Here is a 17530-nt window from a genome sequence, read left to right on the forward strand (position 1 = left end):
ACTGGTCGCCACCAGCCGGACCGCCTCGTCCTCGAATTCCTTTGTAAACCGTCGTTGCTTCGTCATCGAGTTTGCCTTTCACCTCAGGAAAACTCTCCACTTTTCTGAAGCAAGTCCAAGCGGCTGGCCGTCCAGGCGCAGGAGATTGGCGACGCCATCACCCTGATCGATTCCGCATTGTCCCGCATCAACCGAGGCGAGCCGCTCGATGCCGCGACACTTTGCTCGCTGATCCGCGATGGAGATACAGTTATGAACGATCAGGCAAAAGCGTGGAAGGACGTGATCGACCGCTATTACACGCCCGAAGAACAGGCCGAGTGGCACGCGCACATGGGGGCGGCTCCGCAAGTCTCGACCCCCGATTATCTGGCGCAGTGGCGGGCGCTGAGCGACCGGATCGAGGCGGCCTTGCCGCTCGACCCGGCCAGCGATGCGGCGCTGGCGTTCGTGCGCGAGTGGTTCACCTTGCTCGAACCGTTCAGCCGCGTTGCCACCCCGGCGATGTGGGAAGGCTCGGCGCGGCTCTATGCCGATATGGGCGCGTGGGAGGGCAAGGCCGACGCCGGGTTCAGCAAGCGGGTGTGGGACTTCATCAACCAGGCGGCCGCCGTCGCGCGCGCGGCGGGCAAGGATATCGGGCCGGTTCCCGCTTTTGTGCAGGCGCGGGGGTAAACCTTCCTCCGTTCGGGCTGAGCTTGTCGAAGCTCCCTCTCACCGCAGGCGTGGCATTTGGGGAGAGGGGCCCTTCGACGGGCTCAGGGCGAACGGTGAGGGGAGTGGAGCGCCTTCACCCGCAGCGGAAGGTCAGCCCCGCTTTCGCCTGCAGCCGATCCGCCAGCACTTGCCCCATGAGCGCGCCGGGCGTCCAGATGCCACCGTCTCCCGCCACATCCTCGACCAGGCAGCGCGCGGTTTCGGCGATCATCTTGCTGGTTGATCCGTAGCCCGGGTCCTTGTCGCCGGTGACGACGCAATCGATGCGCTCGCCCTTCGGCCCCTCGCCGATGAACAGCAGGTCGTAGAAACCGGCGTCGCGCTCTTCCTTGGACGGGCCTTCGCCGGGCTTGGGGCCCTTGTCACTCGAAAGCGGGTTGATCCGCGCGATCGCTTCGGCGGCAGCCTTGCCCATGTCGCCAAGGCCGGGGGCGACCATCATCTCGTCATAGACGAAGTCGGCCCCGAAGCGTTCGCCCAACAGGAAGTTGGTGCGGTGGACGTTCTTGGTGTTGATCGGCGCCATGATGAAGGGCGCGACCCACGCCTCGATCGTGCGGTCATATTCGGGGATCAGGCCGGTCGGCTGATGCGGGCCGGTAAAGCCCGGCGTGAGCGCGAACGGGTTGGTGAGCAGGCCGAGGATCGAGGGGTTCTTGGCGGCGGCGGCGAGCGTCGCCTTCAGGCTGGCCGCGGTGCCGCCGGAAAAGCCGCCCTGCATTTTGCGCACACGGCCCTTCACGCGCGGCACGGGCGCGCCGAATTTGGCGCGGGCGGCCTCCTGCAGCGTCAGCACGCCGAGATCGAACGGGATCGAATCGAAGCCGCAGGAAAAGACGATGCGCGCGCCGCTGCGCTGCGCGGTGGCGTGGTGCGCGTCGATCATGTGGCGCATCCAGGCGGGTTCGCCGCAGAGGTCGACATAAGCGGTGCCGGTTTCGGCGCAGGCGGCCACGAGATCGCTGCCATAAAGCTGGTATGGGCCGACGGTGGTGAGCACGACCTGGGTGCGTTCGCACAAGCCACGCAGGCTGGCGGGGTTTTCGGAATCGGCGGTGAGGAGCGGCGTGTCGGCGGGCGCGCCGATCAGATCGCGCACTTCGGCCAGCTTGGTGGCGGAGCGCCCCGCCATCGCCCAGCGCGGCGCGCCGCTGTGCGCGAGATATTCGGCGACCAGGCGGCCGGTAAAGCCCGTCGCCCCGAAAACGATGATGTCGAAATCGCGCATGTCTCTCCCCTCCCGCCTGACGGGAGCGGTCGGGCAGGGGCCGGTCGCTCCGTGCGGTTTGGCTGGATCATGCCCTCCCCCAACCCCTCCCGCAAGCGGAAGGGGAAGCGCACGGTTCAGGCGGCTTCGCTGAATTGCAGGCTGGCGAGGCGGGCGTAGAGGCCGTTTTGTTCAACCAGCGTGCCGTGTGAGCCTTGTTCGACGATGCGGCCGTCGCTCATCACGATGATGCGTTCGGCCGCGCGGACGGTGGCGAGGCGGTGCGCGATGACGAGCGTGGTGCGCTCCGCCATCAGCCGTTCGAGCGCTTCCTGGACCAGGCGTTCGCTCTCGGCGTCGAGCGCGCTGGTGGCTTCGTCGAGCAGCAGGATCGGGGCGTTGCGCAGCAGCGCGCGCGCGATTGCGACGCGCTGGCGCTGCCCGCCCGACAACCGCGCGCCGCCCTCGCCGAGGAAGGTGTCGAGCCCCTCGGGCAATTTGCGCAGGAATTCGGCGGCATTGGCCGCTTCGGCGGCGGCCCAGAGTTCGTCGTCGCGCGCGTCCCAGCGGCCGTAGCGCAGATTGTCGCGCGCCGAGGCGCCGAAGATCACCGTCTCCTGCGGCACCATCGCGATGCGCGCGCGCACTTCGGCGGGGTCGGCGGTGCGCAAATCGACGCCGTCGATCTTCACCGCGCCGGTCGAAGGATCGTAGAAACGCTGGATCAACTGGAACAACGTGGTCTTGCCCGCGCCCGAAGGGCCGACGATGGCAACGGTTTCGCCCGGCGCGACCGACAGCGAGAAATCGTGCAGCGCCGCCACATCGGGCCGCGTCGGGTAGCGGAATTCGACATGGTCGAACTCGATCGTCCCGCGCGGCGGCTGCGGCAGCGTGATCGGCTTGGCCGGGGCGGCGATTTCGGGCTTTTCACCGAGCAATTCGGCCAGCCGCTCGGCCGCGCCCGAGGCGCGCAGCAAATCGCCATAGACTTCGCTTAGCGACCCGAACGCACCGCTGACGAGCACCGATGTCGCCAGAAATGCGGTCAGCGACCCCGCCGACAGCCGCCCCGCTGCGACATCGGCGACGGTGCTCCACAACAACAGCGTGATCGCGCCGAAGATCAGCGTGATGAACAAGGCGGTGAGCAGCGCGCGCAGGAAGATGCGGCGCTTGGCGGCGGTGAAGCTGCGCGTCACGGCATCGGCGAAGCGCGCCGCCTCGCGCCGTTCCTGCCCGAACGCCTGAACGATCTTCATTGCCGAAAACACCTCGACCGCCATCGCGCCGATGTCGGCGATGCGGTCCTGGCTGGTGCGCGAATGCGTGCGCAGGCGGCGGCCGAGCACGATGATCGGCACCAGCGTCAGCGGAATGCCGATCAGGATCATGCCGGCCAGTTTGGGCGCGAGCACGAACAGCGAAACGATTCCGCCAATCCCGGTGATGACATTGCGCAGCGCGACCGACACGGTGGTGCCGACCGCCATTTCGATCTGGCCGGTATCGGCGGTGAGGCGCGAGGCGATTTCGGACGGGCGGTTCTCCTCGAACCAGCGCGGCGTCAGGTTGAGCAGATTGTTCTGCACCGCAATGCGCACGTCGGCGACGGTGCGTTCGCCCAGCCATGACACGAAATAGAAGCGGATCGCCGTGGCGATCCCCAGCACCAGCACCACCGCGAACAGCAGATAAAAAGTGCGGTCGACATGCGCCATGTCGCTGCCATGCGAGAAGCCGCGATCGATCACCGACTTGAACGTCCAGGGAATATAGATCGTCGTCGCCGAGGTGACGAGCAACGCGCCGAGCGCGATCCCCAATTGCACCGGATAATGGCGGGCATAGCGCCACACCATGGCCAGACTGCTAAGCTTGCGTTGGGCGGGTTCGCTGGGGGAAGCGTTTTGGGGGTCTGCCATAGCCGTTGCGCCTAGCAGGGACCGGGCTTGCCCTCAACGTGGATCCTGACCGCCCGCGAAACGTTCAATTGAAAGCGAGGATTGCCGAATGCGGCGGTGCGGCATAAGCTTTGATGCTAAGATAAGATTTGTCTGCTAGAAAGTCCGGTATGTTGTACAACGCTTATGAAATGCAGAAATCGTTGTTGGCCGGTGCCAGCGCGATGGCCGACTTCAGCGCAGGGGTGCTCAGCAACCCCGCCAACCCCTTTTCCTATTTCGGCGGGGGGCAGATCCTCAGCTCCGCGCTGGAGGTGTTCGCGCATGCCGCGGCTCCACGCGGCAAGCCCGCCTTCGGGCTGGATTTCACCACGATCGACGGCAAGACGGTCGAGATCCACGAAGAGATCGCGCTTCGCAAACCCTTCGGGCAGTTGCTGCATTTCAAGCGCAAGGGCGTCGAGGGCGGCCCCAAGCTGCTGATCGTCGCGCCGATGTCGGGCCATTACGCCACGCTGCTGCGCGGTACGGTCGAGCGGATGCTGCCGGTGGCGGACGTTTACATCACCGATTGGCGCGACGCGAAGCTGGTGCCGCTGTCCGACGGCAAGTTCGACCTCGACGATTATGTCGATTATCTGATCGAATTCTTGGAAACGATCGGCAGCAATGAGGGGCAGGGCGGCACGCATATGCTGGCCGTGTGCCAGCCCTCAGTGCCCTGCTACGCCGCCGCCTGCGTGATGAGCGCCGACAACAACCCGGCGCGCCCCAAGACGCTGACGATGATGGGCGGCCCGATCGACACGCGCGAAGCGCCGACTGCGGTCAACACGCTGGCGACCGAGCGGCCGCACAGCTGGTTCAGCCAGAATGTGATCGCGACGATCCCCGGCACCTATCCGGGCGCGGGGCGGCGCGTTTATCCGGGCTTCCTGCAGCTTGCCGGCTTCATGTCGATGAACCTCGGCAACCACATGATGTCGCATTATGAGATGTTCAAACATCTGGTGCAGGGCGAGGATCTGGAAGCCGAGGCGACCAAGGATTTCTACGAGGAATATCGCTCGGTCTGCGACATGACCGCCGAATTCTACCTGCAGACGATCGACGTGGTGTTCCAAGACCATTCGCTGCCCAAGGGCACGATGACCCACCGTGGCCGCGTGGTCGATCCCGCCGCGATCACCGACATCGCGATCCTGGCGATCGAGGGCGAGAAGGACGATATTTCAGGTCTCGGCCAGACCAAGGCCGCGCTGAAGATTTCGACCAGCCTGCCCGAAGACAAGAAGCGCTATTACATGGCTGAGGGTGCCGGGCATTACGGCATCTTCAACGGCTCCAAATGGCGCACGAAGGTGGCCCCGGTGGTCGAGGAGTGGATGAAGACGCACGGGTGAGGGGCGCGTAAGGTCACTTGAGGAGATGAACAGAACCGCCATCTTCCTTGGGTTGTGCTCACTCGGCGTCGCCGTGAACGCTTATGCCCAGCGGTTGCAACAACAGCAGCCGCATCCCCTCGGAAATGATATTGTAGTAGAAGGGAAGCGGGCAGTATTGAAAGGCGGCGATTGGACTCTGACCCTGTCGCGTTCTTACACCTATGGCACCGCATTCAATCCAGAAGACCTTCGTCCGACCGGTTCTGATAAGACGTGGCACATGTGCCTCGCGGCGACAGACGTCGAGCCGCTGATGCGTATTCTTGTTGGCGAAGGGCAGACTCCGTCAGCAACGGCGCATTGCTCCCGTCTTCAAGTCCGCCTTGGGAGCGGAAAACTCAGCGCTACCCAATCCTGTTTCGGTACTACGATGATGGCACCCAGCACGGACACGGGTAGGATCGCTGTCGAGCAGGACGCGAATGACCACGGTCTGGGGCCACCCAGATCAAGTGACCGTAACGCATCCCAGATCCCACCCGAGGCACCGACGCGAGCCCAAAACCGTCTGACCGTGACGGGGAACTATTCCAACACGCGCTTGCGCTTGGATTTTGTTGATGTCCAAGAGCCCGAAGGACCAAGACCCGGTGGTCCTCCGGTCAGAAACGAACGTCACTGGTCTATTAAGGGGCAGCGGCAGGGCGACTGCGCAAAGCCAGTGCCGAAGTAAGCATTTAGGGAGGAATGACTGACGCTGGCCGTTTGCGGTGGTTCGGTCGCGGAGGTCGCTTTGCCGATCGCGAACGGCGGGAAGTGGCCGCAAGACACCCGCCCCACAAAAAAAGGCGGCGCCGGTTGCCCGACGCCGCCTCTCCTAACCCCGCCGAAGCGCGGTAATTACATCACCTCGAACAACCCCGCAGCCCCCTGGCCGCCGCCGATGCACATCGTCACCACGACGTACTTCGCACCACGGCGCTTGCCTTCGATCAGCGCGTGGCCGGTGCCGCGCGCGCCGGTCATGCCGTAAGGGTGGCCGATCGAGATCGCGCCGCCGCTGACGTTGAGCAGGTCGTTGGGGATGCCGAGCTTGTCGCGGCAATACAGCACTTGCACCGCAAACGCTTCGTTCAGCTCCCACAGGCCGATATCGTCCATCTTCAGGTTGAAGCGTTCGAGCAGCTTGGGGATGGCGAAGACCGGGCCGATGCCCATTTCGTCGGGCTCGGTGCCCGCCACGGCCATGCCGACATAGCGGCCGAGCGGTTGCAGCCCGCGCTTCTCGGCGACCTTTTCCTCCATCAGCACCGAGGCGGAGGAGCCGTCCGAAAGCTGCGAGGCGTTGCCGGCCGTCACGTTCATGCCCGGGCCCATCACCGGCTGCAGCGCCTTCAGGCCCTCCAGCGTGGTCTCGGGGCGGTTGCCCTCGTCCTTGGTCAGCGTCACTTCCTTATAGGTGACCTCCTTGGTCTCCTTGTTGGTGATCGCCATGTTGGCGGTGACGGGGATGATCTCGGCATCGAAATAGCCGGCCGCCTGCGCGGCGGCGGTGCGCTGCTGCGACTGGAGCGCATATTCGTCGCACACGTCGCGGCTGATATTGTAGCGCTTGGCGACGGTCTCGGCGGTGCCGAGCATCGTCATATAGACATCCTTGTGCATCGCGATCAGCTCAGGGTCTGCGGCGACGCGCATTTGCGGGGTCTGGACGAGGCTGATGCTCTCCACGCCGCCGCCGATGGTGATGTCCATGTTATCGGTGATGATCTGCTTGGCGGCGGTGGCGATCGCCATCAGGCCACTGGCGCACTGGCGATCGACCGACATGCCGGGGACGCTGACCGGGAGCCCCGCGCGCAGCAACGCGTTGCGCGCGATGTTGCCGCCCTGATGGCCCTGCTGGAGCGCCGCGCCGAACACGACGTCATCGACCAGACCACCCTCGATGCCGGCGCGCTCGACCGCAGCGCGGATCGAATGCGCCGCGAGCGTGGGCGCGGGGGTGTTGTTGAAGGCACCGCGATAAGCGCGGCCAATGGGGGTGCGGGCGGTGGAAACGATGACGGCGGAACGCATGGGGTTTCTTCCTTCTGCTTCTTCCTCCCCTCCCGCTTGCGGGAGGGGCTGGGGGAGGGCGTGGGGAGAGCGTAGGAATTGCCCTCCCCTAACCCCTCCCGCGAGCGGGAGGGGAAATGGGTTACATCAAACGAAAATCTGGCTGATCCATTCGGCGATCATTGCGGGCTTGTCCTCGCCTTCGATCTCGACCGTGAATTCGTTGGTCTGCTGCCACTGGCCGGGGCGCTTTTCGTCGAAGCTCAAGAGCTTGAAACGACCGCGCACGCGCTTGCCCGAGCGGACGGGCTGCAGGAAGCGGACCTTGTTGCCCCCGTAATTGACGCCCATCTTGACGCCTTCGATCTCGACGCCGTCGATGATCTTGGACGACAGTAGCGGCATCAGCGACAGCGTGAGGAAGCCGTGCGCGATGGTGCCGCCGAACGGGGTCATCGCCGCCATTGCCGGGTTGACGTGGATGAACTGGTGGTCGCCAGTCGCATCGGCGAACTTGTCGATCATTTCCTGGCTGACCTCGACCCAGTCGGACACCTGTTCGGTGCCGATCCGGCCTGCCATTTCCTGGACTGTAACGGTCGTCACGGCATTCCCCTGAAGCTGATTTCGTCGCATAGGCGCGGCCAAGCAAATGGCATCCGCCGTGCCTGCGCGCAAGCCTCACACCGACCGGAAACCGGAACATGACCTTTGACGTAGCGTCCACCGCCCGTAAATCCATGGGCAATCTCCACCGCGCGAGCGAACCCGATGTTCTAAAGCCCCTGTTGGACCGTGCCGCGCTCACCCCCGAGTCGCGCGAACGGGTGATGGGCCATGCTTTGGGGCTGCTCGCCGACCTGCGCGCGGCGCAAGGGAAGGGCTGGGTCAACCAGTTCCTGCAGGAATATCGGCTCAATTCGTCCGAGGGCGTCGCGCTGCTGTCGCTGGCCGAGGCGTTCCTGCGCGTCCCCGACCCCGAGACCGCCGATCTGCTGATCGCCGACAAGCTTGGCGACGCCGATTGGCGCGCGCACACCGGCAAATCCAACTCGACTTTGGTCAATTCGGCGACCTGGGGGCTGGTGGTCGGCCGCGCTCTGGTGGGGGAGGGGCAGGCGCAAAGTGCGTTGCGCCGCCTGATCGCCCGCGCGGGCGAGCCGTTCGTGCGCCAGGCGGTGGGCGCTGCGATGCGGATGATGGGCGAGATTTTCGTGATGGGCCGCACCATCGACGAAGCGATGAAGCGGATGAAGAAGCCCGAGCATAAGGGCTTCACCGCGAGCTTCGACATGCTGGGCGAGGCGGCACGGACGCATGACGATGCGCAGCGCTATTTCCGCGCTTATACCGATGCGGTCGATGCGGTCGGGCGCGATCCGGCGGCGGGGCATTCGATCTCGGTCAAGCTGTCGGCGCTGCACCCGCGCTATGAAGTCGCGCGCTGGGGTGAGTGCGTGCCCGCGCTGACCGAAATGCTCGAGGCGCTGGCCGTGCAGGCGGCGGGCAAGGGCATCGCGCTGACGGTCGATGCCGAGGAGAGCGAGCGGCTGGAGATGAGCCTCGACATCATCGGCAAGGTCGCCGCGCTGCCGAGCCTGAAGGGCTGGGACGGCTTCGGCATGGCGGTGCAGGCTTATGGCAAGCGCGCGCGGCCGGTGGTGGCGTGGGCGTGCGCGCTCGACCGCATCATGAACGTGCGGCTGGTGAAGGGCGCCTATTGGGACAGCGAGATCAAGCGCGCGCAAGTCGAGGGGCTGTCCGATTATCCGCTGTTCACGCGCAAGGCGGCGACCGACGTGTCGTATCTGGCGGTGGCGCGCGACATGTTGGACGCGCCCAACATCCGCCCGGCCTTTGCCAGCCACAATGCGCTGACGGTGGCGACGATCATGGAATGGGCGGGCAATTCGCGCGACTTTGAGTTCCAGCGGCTGCACGGCATGGGCGACGGGCTGTATGAGCGGCTGGTGCGCGAGCAGGGCTATCACTGCCGCGTCTATGCGCCGGTTGGCGGGCATCGCGATCTGCTGGCCTATCTGGTGCGGCGCTTGCTGGAGAATGGCGCGAATTCGTCCTTCGTACATCAATTGGCGGATGAGCGGTTGACCGAGGCCGAGATCCTGGCCGACCCGGTGGCGAAGATCGCTGCCGTCGGCGGTGCGCGGCACCCGAGCATCCCGCTGCCGGTCGACCTGTTCGGCGCGGAGCGCAAGAATTCCGCCGGGGTCGACCTCGCGGATCGTACGACCTTGGGCGAGACGGTGTCTTCTCTTCGTGGCTTTGTGGCTTTGTGCGAGCAAAAAGATGATCTCGCACAAAGCCACAAAGGCAGGAAGGAAGAGGCGAAAAAGGCCGTTGGTACTGCCGCCGCGGCCTTCCCCGCATGGGCTGGGCGGTCGATTGAGGATCGCTGCGCGATCGTGGAGCGGCTGGCCGATCTGTTGGAGGCGCATCGCGACGAATTGATGGCGATTTGCGTGTCCGAGGCGTTCAAGACCATTCCTGATGCGCTTGGCGAGGTGCGCGAAGCGGTCGATTTCTGTCGCTATTATGCACAACAAGCGCGCGATGGGTTGCAGCCGGTCGAACTGCCCGGGCCAACGGGCGAGCGCAATGTGCTGCGCTATGCCGGACGCGGGGTGTGGGCGACGATTGCGCCGTGGAACTTCCCGCTGGCGATTTTCCTCGGGCAGACCGTCGCGGCGCTGGTGACGGGCAACACCGTGGTCGCCAAGCCCGCGCCGCAGACGCCGCGCATCGCCGCGCGCGCCGTGGCGCTGGCGCATCAGGCGGGCGTGCCGACCGATGCGCTGATCCTGCTGCCGGGTGGGCCCGAGGTCGGTGCCGCGCTGACGGCCGATCCGCGTATCGCGGGGGTCGCCTTTACCGGCTCCACCGCCACCGCGCGGAAAATCGCGCGCTCGCTGCTGGAGGATGACACGCGCCCGATCGTGCCGCTGATCGCCGAGACTGGCGGGATCAACGCGATGATCGTCGATTCCACTGCGCTGCCCGAACAGGTCGTGGCGGACGTTGTCACCTCGGCCTTCCGCTCGGCCGGGCAGCGTTGCTCCGCGCTCAGGCTGTTGCTGCTGCAGGAGGAAATTGCCGAGACGACGATCGCAATGCTGAAGGGCGCGATGGACACGTTGCGGCTCGGCGATCCCGGCGATCCCGCGACCGATGTCGGCCCGGTGATCGACCAGGCTGCCTATGACAAGCTCATGGCGTATCGTGCTGGTGCCACCGTGCTGAAGACGCTGGACGCGCCTGCCGAGGGGCTGTTCGTGCCGCCGACGCTGATCCGGCTGTCGCGGATCGAGGACCTGACCGCTGAATGGTTCGGACCGATCCTGCATGTCGTCACCTGGCCGTCGGGCAAGCTCGCCGAGACGATCCGTAGCGTGAATGCCAAGGGCTATGGCCTGACGATGGGGCTGCACAGCCGCATCGCCCGCGCGGCCGAGGAAACCGAAGCGCTGGCCGAAGTCGGCAATCTCTACGTCAACCGGTCGATGATCGGCGCGGTGGTCGGGTCGCAGCCGTTTGGTGGGGAAGGGCTGTCGGGCACCGGTCCCAAAGCGGGCGGCCCCAACTATCTCCACCGCTTCGTGGTCGAGCGCGGGGTGTCGGTCGACACGACCAGCGCGGGCGGCAATGCGACGCTGCTGAGCCTTGACGAGGGCGGGATTTAACGGCCTTGTCGGTCGGCGCGATTCTCGCGCCGACCGGGGGGTTAGCAGATGACATTCAAGGCTGTGGCCAGCGCGTGCGCGCTCGGCCTGGGACTGGTGCTGGCCACCGCAGCGGATGCGCAGAAGGACAGCGCGGCGCAGAAATTGTCGCCCGAGGCGATCGCATTCGAAAAGGGGCTGCACAAGCAAAGCGGCGATGTTGCCATTCCCGCTGCGCACGCCGTGCTGCATCTGGGCGAGCGCTATTATTTCGTCCCCGCCGATGAGGCCAAGACGATCCTGACCAAGGTGTGGGGCAACCCGCCATCCTCGGGCGACGGCGTGCTGGGTATCGTGTTTGAAAAAGGGCGCACGATCTACGACAATGTCTGGGGCGCGATCGTCACCTATGAAGACACGGGCTATGTCCCCGATAAGGACGCCAAGACCGAGGATTATGACAAGGTCGTCGAGAGCATTCGCGCGGGCGAAGCCGATGCCAATGCCGAGCGCACGAAGGGCGGTTATCCGACGATCCACCTGGTCGGTTGGGCGCAGCAGCCGTCTTACGATCCGGCGGCGCATTCGCTGATCTGGGCGCGCGACATTAAATTTTCGGATTCGCCGGTCGATGCGCTGAATTACGATGTGCGCTTGCTCGGGCGGAAGGGTGTGCTGAGCCTCAACATGTTGTCCGACATGAAGCATTTGCCCGATGTGCGCGCGGCGGCGACCGATTTCGGCAAGGCGGCGGCGTTCACGCCCGGGGCGACCTATGCCGATTATGACAAGTCGGTCGACAAGACCGCCGAATTTGGTCTGGCCGGGCTGGTCGCGGCGGGCGCGGGCGTGGTCGTCGCCAAGAAGCTGGGCCTGCTCGCGATCGTGTTCGGCTTCTGGAAAGTGATCCTGGGTGGGCTTGCGGTGGCGGGCGCGGCGATTTCTCGCTTCTTCGGGAAGATCTTCGGGCGCAAGCGCGATACGCTGGAGGGCGACGAGGGCTCGCTATAGCGGTTCAGCCGGTGCCGACGTCGCCATCGACGGCGGAATCGCTTGGCGCGGCACCGGTGCCCGTACGACCGTTTACCGCCTTCGAGGCCGATTTGGCCGGGGCCGGTGTTGCATCGTCCGTTGGATACGGCAGCACCATCCGTCCGTCGGGCGCGGCGGTGAAGCTGGTCTGGGTCGGGTAGGCAAGCTGGATGCCGGCGTCGTTCAGGCAACGGATGATCGCAAGGCCAACCGCGTGGCGCGCGTCGTAAAACTCCTGAAAGGCGGCGGTGGGGGAATCAAACTCGACGTCGAAATCATAGCTTTGCGCGCCGAAGGTGATGAAACCGGCGCGTACAAACTTCATCCCGCCTGCCTCGACCACGTCCTTGATCATCGATGGCAGCGCCTCCATCGTTTCGACCGGGGTCCATTGCACCAGCCCGAGCGTGAACACCACGCGGCGGTATTCGCGCTGGGTGTTGTTGATGATTTCCTTTTCGAGCAATTGCTTGTTGGCGACGATGCGTTCCTCGCCGGTGACGCCGCGGATGCGCGTCGATTTGAGCCCGATCGCCTCGACCGTGCCCGCCGATTTGTCATAGCTGATCGCGTCGCCACGCCGGAACGGGCGATCGAGCAGGATCGCAAGCGCCGCGAACAGATCGGCAAAGATGCCCTGTGCCGCCAGACCGATCGCGATGCCGCCGACGCCAAGGCCTGCGATGAGGCCGGTGACGTTGACCCCGAGATTGTCGAGCACGACGATCGCCGCGATCGCGAAGACCGCAAAGCTGACCAGCAAGCGGATAATGTTCATCGCGCTGCCGATGGCTTCACCCGCATAATGGTCGCCACCGGTGCGGTGCTCGATCGTGCCGAGGATGATTTCGCGCGCCCAGATCGCCATCTGGAACACCGCGACGATCACCCACAGCACGTTGATGAGTGAAAGCACCTCGCGCGGCGTCCCCGCGAAAGTGTCGGCGGTGACGATCTTGGCGGCGGCCATCACCATGAAGACATTGCCGGTCTGCAACGTCGCGCGTGCTGCGACGCCGAACCAGCCGCGCGGGCCGGAATCGCGCATGCAATATTTCCGCGCGAGCCGCCGCACGAAATGCAGCGCCATCACGATCACGCTCGCCACCGCCAGCACGATCAGGATCTGCAGCCAGTGCGTGTGGACCCAGTGATAGAGGATGCCGATGAAGCCGCGGGCTTGATCGTCCAGGTCGCCCACCCGAATGGGCGGCAGGATGGCGGTGGTGTTGTTCGTGGTCATCGGAACCTTCAGGCGGCTTGGGCGGTCGCCGGTTGCGTGGCGCTTTCGAGCAGGCCGATCAAGCCGCGTTCGACGCGCGAGAGATATTGTGTGCGGCGCGGCAGGCGCAGGCCAGCGCGAAACGCCGTCTGCCCGTCCTTGGCGAGCGCCAGCAAAGCTGGGTGGACATAGGATTTGCGCGCGATGGCAGGCGTGTTGCCAAGGGTCTCGCTCACCGGCAGCAGCATCGTCTTCAGGCTGATATCGGCGCGCGCCTCGGCCAATGCCTCGAACGCCAGCACGCTCGCCGACCAGGTGCGGAAATGCTTTGCGGTGAAATCCTGCCCCATGGCGGCGCGGATATAGGCGTTGACGTCGGATGAGGTGACGGGATGGGTTTGCCCCGCTTCATCCACCCAGCGGAACAGATGTTGCCCCGGCAAATCCTGGCATTTGCGCACGAAGCGCGTGAGCGAACCGTCGGTGATCGTCAGCACGCGCAATTTGCCCGACTTCGCCTTGAACTGCAGTTTCAGCGCGCGGCCTTTCAGCGCGGCATGGCGTTTGCGCAGCGTGGTCGCGCCGAAGCTCTTATTGGCTTTCACATAGCCTTCATTGCCGATGCGGACCTTGCCGAGATCGAGCAACCGCACCACCGCCGCGACGGCGGTATCCTTGCCGATGCCGCGCTTGGCGAGGTCAGCGGCGACGCGCGCGCGGAGCTTCGGCAAGGCGCGACCGAAGGGGGCGCACAGATCATATTTCGCGGCCTCCTGCGTTTCGCGGAAGGCCGTGTGATAGCGATATTGCTTGCGACCCTTTTCATCCCAGCCGACCGCCTGGATGTGGCCGCCGGGGGTGGGGCAGAACCAGGCATCGCGATAGGCGGGGGGCAGGCCGATCGCATTTAGCCGGTCGATTTCGGCGCGATCGGTAATGCGCTTGCCGTTCACGTCGAAATAGCCCCAGCCATGGCGCATTTTCTTCCGCGAAATGCCGGGTTCGCTGTCGTCGCAATAGGTGATTTGGCAAAGCGTTTCGGCGGTCATCGCCTATTTCAATGCACGGATCGTCGCATCGTTCCGGAACGGGGAGGTGCGCTCGCGGGTTGAGCGGCGCGAACCCCCGATGCGGAGATTCCCCATGACCGACCTTTCCGATACGCACGTCCTGATTCTGGCGACCGATGGTTTCGAACAGGACGAATTGTTCAAGCCGCGCCAGGCACTGCTCGATGCCGGCGTCAAGGTGACGCTCGCCTCGATCAAGACCGATCCGATCCAGGGCATGCAGCATGATGTGAAGGGCGACACGATCGTGCCCGACCTCTTGCTCGATGATGTGGATACCGAGGATTACACCGCGTTGTTGCTCCCGGGCGGCGTCGCCAATCCGGACACGCTGCGGATGAATGATCGTGCGATCGAAATCATCGAGGAATTTGCCGATGACGACAAGCTGATCGCGGCGATCTGCCACGCGCCGTGGCTGCTGATCGAGGCCGATGTCGTGGACGGCGTGCGCATGACGAGCTGGCCGTCGGTACGCACCGATCTCGCCAATGCCGGTGCCGATGTGGTGGATGAGGCGGTGGTCCGCGACGGGCCGTTCATCACCAGCCGCAACCCTGATGACATCCCGGCCTTCAACGCGGCCATTCTTGAGGCGCTTCAGGAAGAGCTGGAAGAGGCCTGAACGCGTGCGCCCGTTCGCTGCCAGCGGGCGGGCAGGCGGTTCATCCAATCCTGTGCGGGGCGCTCCACCAGATGGTGGAGAGCCACCGAACTGCCGAGCACCAGCGTGAGATACAGCGCGATCAGCACCGGCGGAATGGCATGGGCATCTTCGACGAAGGCCAGCTTGAACAGCCCGAACAGCAGGAAGTGGCCGAGATAGGTCGCGTAGCTGATCTCTCCCAAATAGTGCAGCGCCGGGGTTTCGAGCGGGTTGCCGCGCCGGTCGGCGGTCAGCGCCAGCGCGAGCAGGAAAGCGGCGAACGCGCCGGGCACGGTCAGTGTTTCGGGCGCACCCAAAGCCGCCGCAGCGACTCCGGCCACGCCGAGCATCGTCGCCAGCGCGGCGGGCAGGGCGGGGGCGTCGCGCCACCGCAGCCACAGCGCGCAGATCGCAGAGCCGACAGCGAACTCGATCAGGCAGCGGCGCAATCCGAAGGTCCAGATATCGGTGCCGAGCGTCGGCGCGCCCGCCATCGCGCCGTGCAGCAGCATCAGCAGCGCCGCGATCGTGGCGAGCACCGCCCAGCTCGGCACGCGGTGCCAGTCGAGGCTGAATGCCAGCAGCGGAAACAACAGATACGCCGCCCATTCGGTGCTGATCGACCAGCTCGGGTCGTTCCACGCCAGATGATCGGTAAAGCCCCAATTTTGCAGCAGCAGGATATGCAGCGGCAGATCGGCAAAGGGTTGATGCACGGCATCGTGCTTGCCGAGGGCCAGCAACAGTAGCGCCAGCGCGACTGCGCAGCCGAGCATGAACAGGTGCAGCGGCCAGATCCGCGCGAGCCGTCGCCACAGGAAACCCGGCACCGCGCCGATCCCGCCGCGCCGCAAGCGCTCGCTCCAGCTCAGCCAGATGACGAAGCCCGAGAGCAGGAAGAAGAAATCGACCGCGAGATAGCCCTTGGCGAGCACCGCGACCACGCTGTGCGGCAGCCCCGCCACCGACAGGCGGATGTGATAGAGCACTACCAGCCACGCGGCGATGCCGCGCATGCCGGTCAGCGCGCGCAGTTCATGCCGCGCGGTCATGCCACCACCGCCTCCGGCCGAGGTTTGCGGATCGGCCGCCACGCCGCCGCGCGGCGTTTGCGCGCGAGATAGGTGTCGAGCCCGATCTGCGCGCCGATCAGCATGTAGACGAAGGGCTGGAACGCGATCGCGATGAACGCTGCCCCGAGCAGATAGACGATATGCGCCGATTGCAAGGCGCCAGCGAGCGGGGTGACCCAGGCGTAATCGGCCTGCTTGCGGTAGCGATGCCGCAGCACCTCCATGCGGATGATGCCGGTCAGATTGATCAGCACCCAGATGGCGAGCCCCGGAAAGCCCTGTTCGCCGAGCATCTCGAAATAGGCGCTGTGGAAGGCACGCGCCTGGTCGACGGTCAATTTGCGGTCGACGGTGGCGTTGCTGGCGTCGCCCTCGACCTTTTCGGTGTCGTAGCGGATCTTGTTCTGGCGGTACATTTCGAAGCCGCCGCCGAGTGGATGCTCCTTGGCATACTCCCACGTCCAGCCCCACACGGCGAGCCGGGTCGAGGCGGATTCGTCGCCCTTATAGGTTTTGATCGTGCTCATGCGGTTGGTGAAGGAGGAGGGTAGGAACGGCACCGCCAGCACGCCCATTGCGCCCAACAACCCGAGATAGAGCAGCTTGCGCTTGGCATCGCGCAGCATCAGCAAGGCGACCAGACCGATGCACAAAAGGCCGGTGCGCGTCGAAGTGCCGACCGGGATCAACAGGCACGAAAACACGAGCGCGTAGCAAAAGCCCTTCACCTTCCAGTCGGGCGGGAAGATCGTGCCGTGGCGCGTGAACCACAGGATCAGCGGAATGATCGCCACCGCGACGGTCGAGATGGTCGAGCCTTCGTACAGCCCCGAATTGTTGGAGACCATCAGGTTGAGCGTGCCATAGCCGCCCCCGCCGCTGGCAATGGTCTTGGCACCGCCGACGATGATGATCGAGGAGGCCGACGCCACCATCACCAGCAGCAACGCCTCGATCCGCAGCTTGGTGCGCAGCGTGAAGGGCAGGAAGGCGGCGAAGGCGAGTGCCTTCCACACCCACCCCCATTTATCGAGCGCCTCGACCGGGAAATCGGCGTTCAGCGTCGTGGCATAGCAATAGGCCAGCAGCAGCACGATCAGCACCTGGCGCGGCGCGATGCGCGTTTCGGCTTTGTCGTCGGCCAACATCCAGCCGCCGACCGACAACACCACCGCGATCAACGAGATCGGCACCGCGTTGAGCAGATAATAGGTCAGCCGTTGCGGGCTGACGATGTCGATATAGACATAGGCCAGCACGAACAGGAACGGGCGGCGAAAGCCCGCCGCGAAGAACGCGCCGAGAAAGGCGACGAAGAACAGGTCACGCACGCGGGCGGCCCTTTTGGATCGGGCGCTGCGTAGCGACGTCTTCGCGGTCGAGATCGGGTCGGCGCAGCAGCCGCCACACCGCCAGCGCGATCAAGCCATGGCTGATCGCGAGCGCGAGATTGTCGATCATGGTGCGGCCTGACTTTCCACAGGCGCGGTGTAGAGCGTGCGGGTTGAGGCTCCGTTAAGCAGTGCCGCGCTATGGACC

Annotated in this window: 14 protein-coding genes; 5 read left to right on the forward strand and 9 right to left on the reverse strand. The window is 65.0% G+C overall.

Going from position 1 to position 17530, the window contains the following annotated elements; all coding sequences use genetic code 11:
• The first annotated feature begins 252 nt into the window (after positions 1 to 252).
• Positions 253 to 675: a TipAS antibiotic-recognition domain-containing protein gene (locus ACP7BL_RS12350; RefSeq protein ID WP_426258457.1), complete on the forward strand. Its 423-nt coding sequence runs from the start codon at positions 253 to 255 to the stop codon at positions 673 to 675.
• A gap of 115 nt (positions 676 to 790) precedes the next feature.
• On the opposite strand, the gene ACP7BL_RS12355 is transcribed toward ACP7BL_RS12350, so the two are convergent.
• Both ACP7BL_RS12355 and ACP7BL_RS12360 read right to left on the reverse strand, forming a co-directional pair.
• Positions 791 to 1945: a saccharopine dehydrogenase family protein gene (locus tag ACP7BL_RS12355; RefSeq protein WP_426258458.1), complete on the reverse strand. Its 1155-nt coding sequence runs from the start codon at positions 1943 to 1945 to the stop codon at positions 791 to 793.
• A 116-nt stretch (positions 1946 to 2061) separates the two neighbouring features.
• A complete protein-coding gene (locus ACP7BL_RS12360; RefSeq protein WP_426258459.1) occupies positions 2062 to 3849 on the reverse strand; it encodes an ABC transporter transmembrane domain-containing protein in 1788 nt (595 codons plus the stop codon).
• A gap of 149 nt (positions 3850 to 3998) precedes the next feature.
• On the opposite strand from ACP7BL_RS12360, the gene ACP7BL_RS12365 reads away from it, so the two are divergent.
• The gene (locus tag ACP7BL_RS12365) at positions 3999 to 5231 is read left to right on the forward strand and encodes a polyhydroxyalkanoate depolymerase (RefSeq protein ID WP_426258460.1); all 1233 of its coding nucleotides are present in this window, start codon (positions 3999 to 4001) and stop codon (positions 5229 to 5231) included.
• Positions 5232 to 6113: 882 nt separating this feature from the next.
• On the opposite strand, the gene ACP7BL_RS12370 is transcribed toward ACP7BL_RS12365, so the two are convergent.
• Both ACP7BL_RS12370 and ACP7BL_RS12375 read right to left on the reverse strand, forming a co-directional pair.
• A complete protein-coding gene (locus tag ACP7BL_RS12370) occupies positions 6114 to 7292 on the reverse strand; it encodes an acetyl-CoA C-acyltransferase (protein WP_426258461.1) in 1179 nt (392 codons plus the stop codon).
• Positions 7293 to 7418: 126 nt separating this feature from the next.
• Complete coding sequence (locus tag ACP7BL_RS12375; RefSeq protein ID WP_171010471.1) at positions 7419 to 7853, reverse strand: MaoC family dehydratase; 435 nt, start codon at positions 7851 to 7853, stop codon at positions 7419 to 7421.
• Between the two features lie 122 nt (positions 7854 to 7975).
• Here ACP7BL_RS12375 and putA point away from each other — a divergent pair, with 122 nt between their 5' ends.
• Both putA and ACP7BL_RS12385 read left to right on the forward strand, forming a co-directional pair.
• Positions 7976 to 10969, forward strand: a complete 2994-nt coding sequence (putA, locus tag ACP7BL_RS12380) for a bifunctional proline dehydrogenase/L-glutamate gamma-semialdehyde dehydrogenase PutA (RefSeq protein WP_426258462.1) — start codon at positions 7976 to 7978, stop codon at positions 10967 to 10969.
• A 48-nt stretch (positions 10970 to 11017) separates the two neighbouring features.
• The gene (locus ACP7BL_RS12385; protein ID WP_426258463.1) at positions 11018 to 11959 is read left to right on the forward strand and encodes a DUF2167 domain-containing protein; all 942 of its coding nucleotides are present in this window, start codon (positions 11018 to 11020) and stop codon (positions 11957 to 11959) included.
• 4 nt (positions 11960 to 11963) lie between these two features.
• Here ACP7BL_RS12385 and ACP7BL_RS12390 read toward each other — a convergent pair whose 3' ends face one another.
• Both ACP7BL_RS12390 and ACP7BL_RS12395 read right to left on the reverse strand, forming a co-directional pair.
• Positions 11964 to 13223 carry a mechanosensitive ion channel family protein gene (locus tag ACP7BL_RS12390; protein ID WP_426258464.1) on the reverse strand — a complete coding sequence of 420 codons (1260 nt, stop codon included), beginning with the start codon at positions 13221 to 13223 and terminating at the stop codon, positions 11964 to 11966.
• An 8-nt stretch (positions 13224 to 13231) separates the two neighbouring features.
• Complete coding sequence (locus ACP7BL_RS12395) at positions 13232 to 14251, reverse strand: DNA topoisomerase IB (RefSeq protein ID WP_426258465.1); 1020 nt, start codon at positions 14249 to 14251, stop codon at positions 13232 to 13234.
• 94 nt (positions 14252 to 14345) lie between these two features.
• On the opposite strand from ACP7BL_RS12395, the gene ACP7BL_RS12400 reads away from it, so the two are divergent.
• Positions 14346 to 14897 carry a type 1 glutamine amidotransferase domain-containing protein gene (locus ACP7BL_RS12400; RefSeq protein ID WP_426258466.1) on the forward strand — a complete coding sequence of 184 codons (552 nt, stop codon included), beginning with the start codon at positions 14346 to 14348 and terminating at the stop codon, positions 14895 to 14897.
• Here the strand turns inward: ACP7BL_RS12400 and ACP7BL_RS12405 are convergent.
• From ACP7BL_RS12405 to ACP7BL_RS12415, 3 genes are read right to left on the reverse strand one after another with little or no spacing between them, the layout of a single operon-like run.
• Positions 14873 to 15970: an acyltransferase family protein gene (locus tag ACP7BL_RS12405; protein WP_426258467.1), complete on the reverse strand. Its 1098-nt coding sequence runs from the start codon at positions 15968 to 15970 to the stop codon at positions 14873 to 14875. The genes ACP7BL_RS12400 and ACP7BL_RS12405 overlap by 25 nt on opposite strands.
• Entirely contained in the window at positions 15967 to 17322 is a 1356-nt protein-coding gene (locus ACP7BL_RS12410) for a putative O-glycosylation ligase, exosortase A system-associated (RefSeq protein ID WP_426258468.1), read from the reverse strand. Before ACP7BL_RS12410 ends, ACP7BL_RS12405 begins: the two co-directional genes overlap by 4 nt.
• A complete protein-coding gene (locus ACP7BL_RS12415) occupies positions 17315 to 17452 on the reverse strand; it encodes a hypothetical protein (RefSeq protein ID WP_341203541.1) in 138 nt (45 codons plus the stop codon). The genes ACP7BL_RS12410 and ACP7BL_RS12415 overlap by 8 nt, the downstream gene beginning before the upstream one ends.
• Between the last annotated feature and the right edge of the window lie 78 nt (positions 17453 to 17530).

Origin of the sequence: Sphingomonas sp. DC1600-2 (assembly GCF_049897605.1) — a bacterium.
In the GTDB taxonomy this organism is placed as follows: Bacteria; Pseudomonadota; Alphaproteobacteria; order Sphingomonadales; family Sphingomonadaceae; genus Sphingomonas.

Coding starts and splice junctions, on each gene's coding strand:
- ACP7BL_RS12350 (WP_426258457.1), top strand. CDS start 253: ATGAACGATCAGGCAAAAGCGTGGAAGGACGTGATCGACCGCTATTAC.
- ACP7BL_RS12355 (WP_426258458.1), bottom strand. CDS start 1,945: ATGCGCGATTTCGACATCATCGTTTTCGGGGCGACGGGCTTTACCGGC.
- ACP7BL_RS12360 (WP_426258459.1), bottom strand. CDS start 3,849: ATGGCAGACCCCCAAAACGCTTCCCCCAGCGAACCCGCCCAACGCAAG.
- ACP7BL_RS12365 (WP_426258460.1), top strand. CDS start 3,999: ATGTTGTACAACGCTTATGAAATGCAGAAATCGTTGTTGGCCGGTGCC.
- ACP7BL_RS12370 (WP_426258461.1), bottom strand. CDS start 7,292: ATGCGTTCCGCCGTCATCGTTTCCACCGCCCGCACCCCCATTGGCCGC.
- ACP7BL_RS12375 (WP_171010471.1), bottom strand. CDS start 7,853: ATGGCAGGCCGGATCGGCACCGAACAGGTGTCCGACTGGGTCGAGGTC.
- putA (WP_426258462.1), top strand. CDS start 7,976: ATGACCTTTGACGTAGCGTCCACCGCCCGTAAATCCATGGGCAATCTC.
- ACP7BL_RS12385 (WP_426258463.1), top strand. CDS start 11,018: ATGACATTCAAGGCTGTGGCCAGCGCGTGCGCGCTCGGCCTGGGACTG.
- ACP7BL_RS12390 (WP_426258464.1), bottom strand. CDS start 13,223: ATGACCACGAACAACACCACCGCCATCCTGCCGCCCATTCGGGTGGGC.
- ACP7BL_RS12395 (WP_426258465.1), bottom strand. CDS start 14,251: ATGACCGCCGAAACGCTTTGCCAAATCACCTATTGCGACGACAGCGAA.
- ACP7BL_RS12400 (WP_426258466.1), top strand. CDS start 14,346: ATGACCGACCTTTCCGATACGCACGTCCTGATTCTGGCGACCGATGGT.
- ACP7BL_RS12405 (WP_426258467.1), bottom strand. CDS start 15,970: ATGACCGCGCGGCATGAACTGCGCGCGCTGACCGGCATGCGCGGCATC.
- ACP7BL_RS12415 (WP_341203541.1), bottom strand. CDS start 17,452: ATGATCGACAATCTCGCGCTCGCGATCAGCCATGGCTTGATCGCGCTG.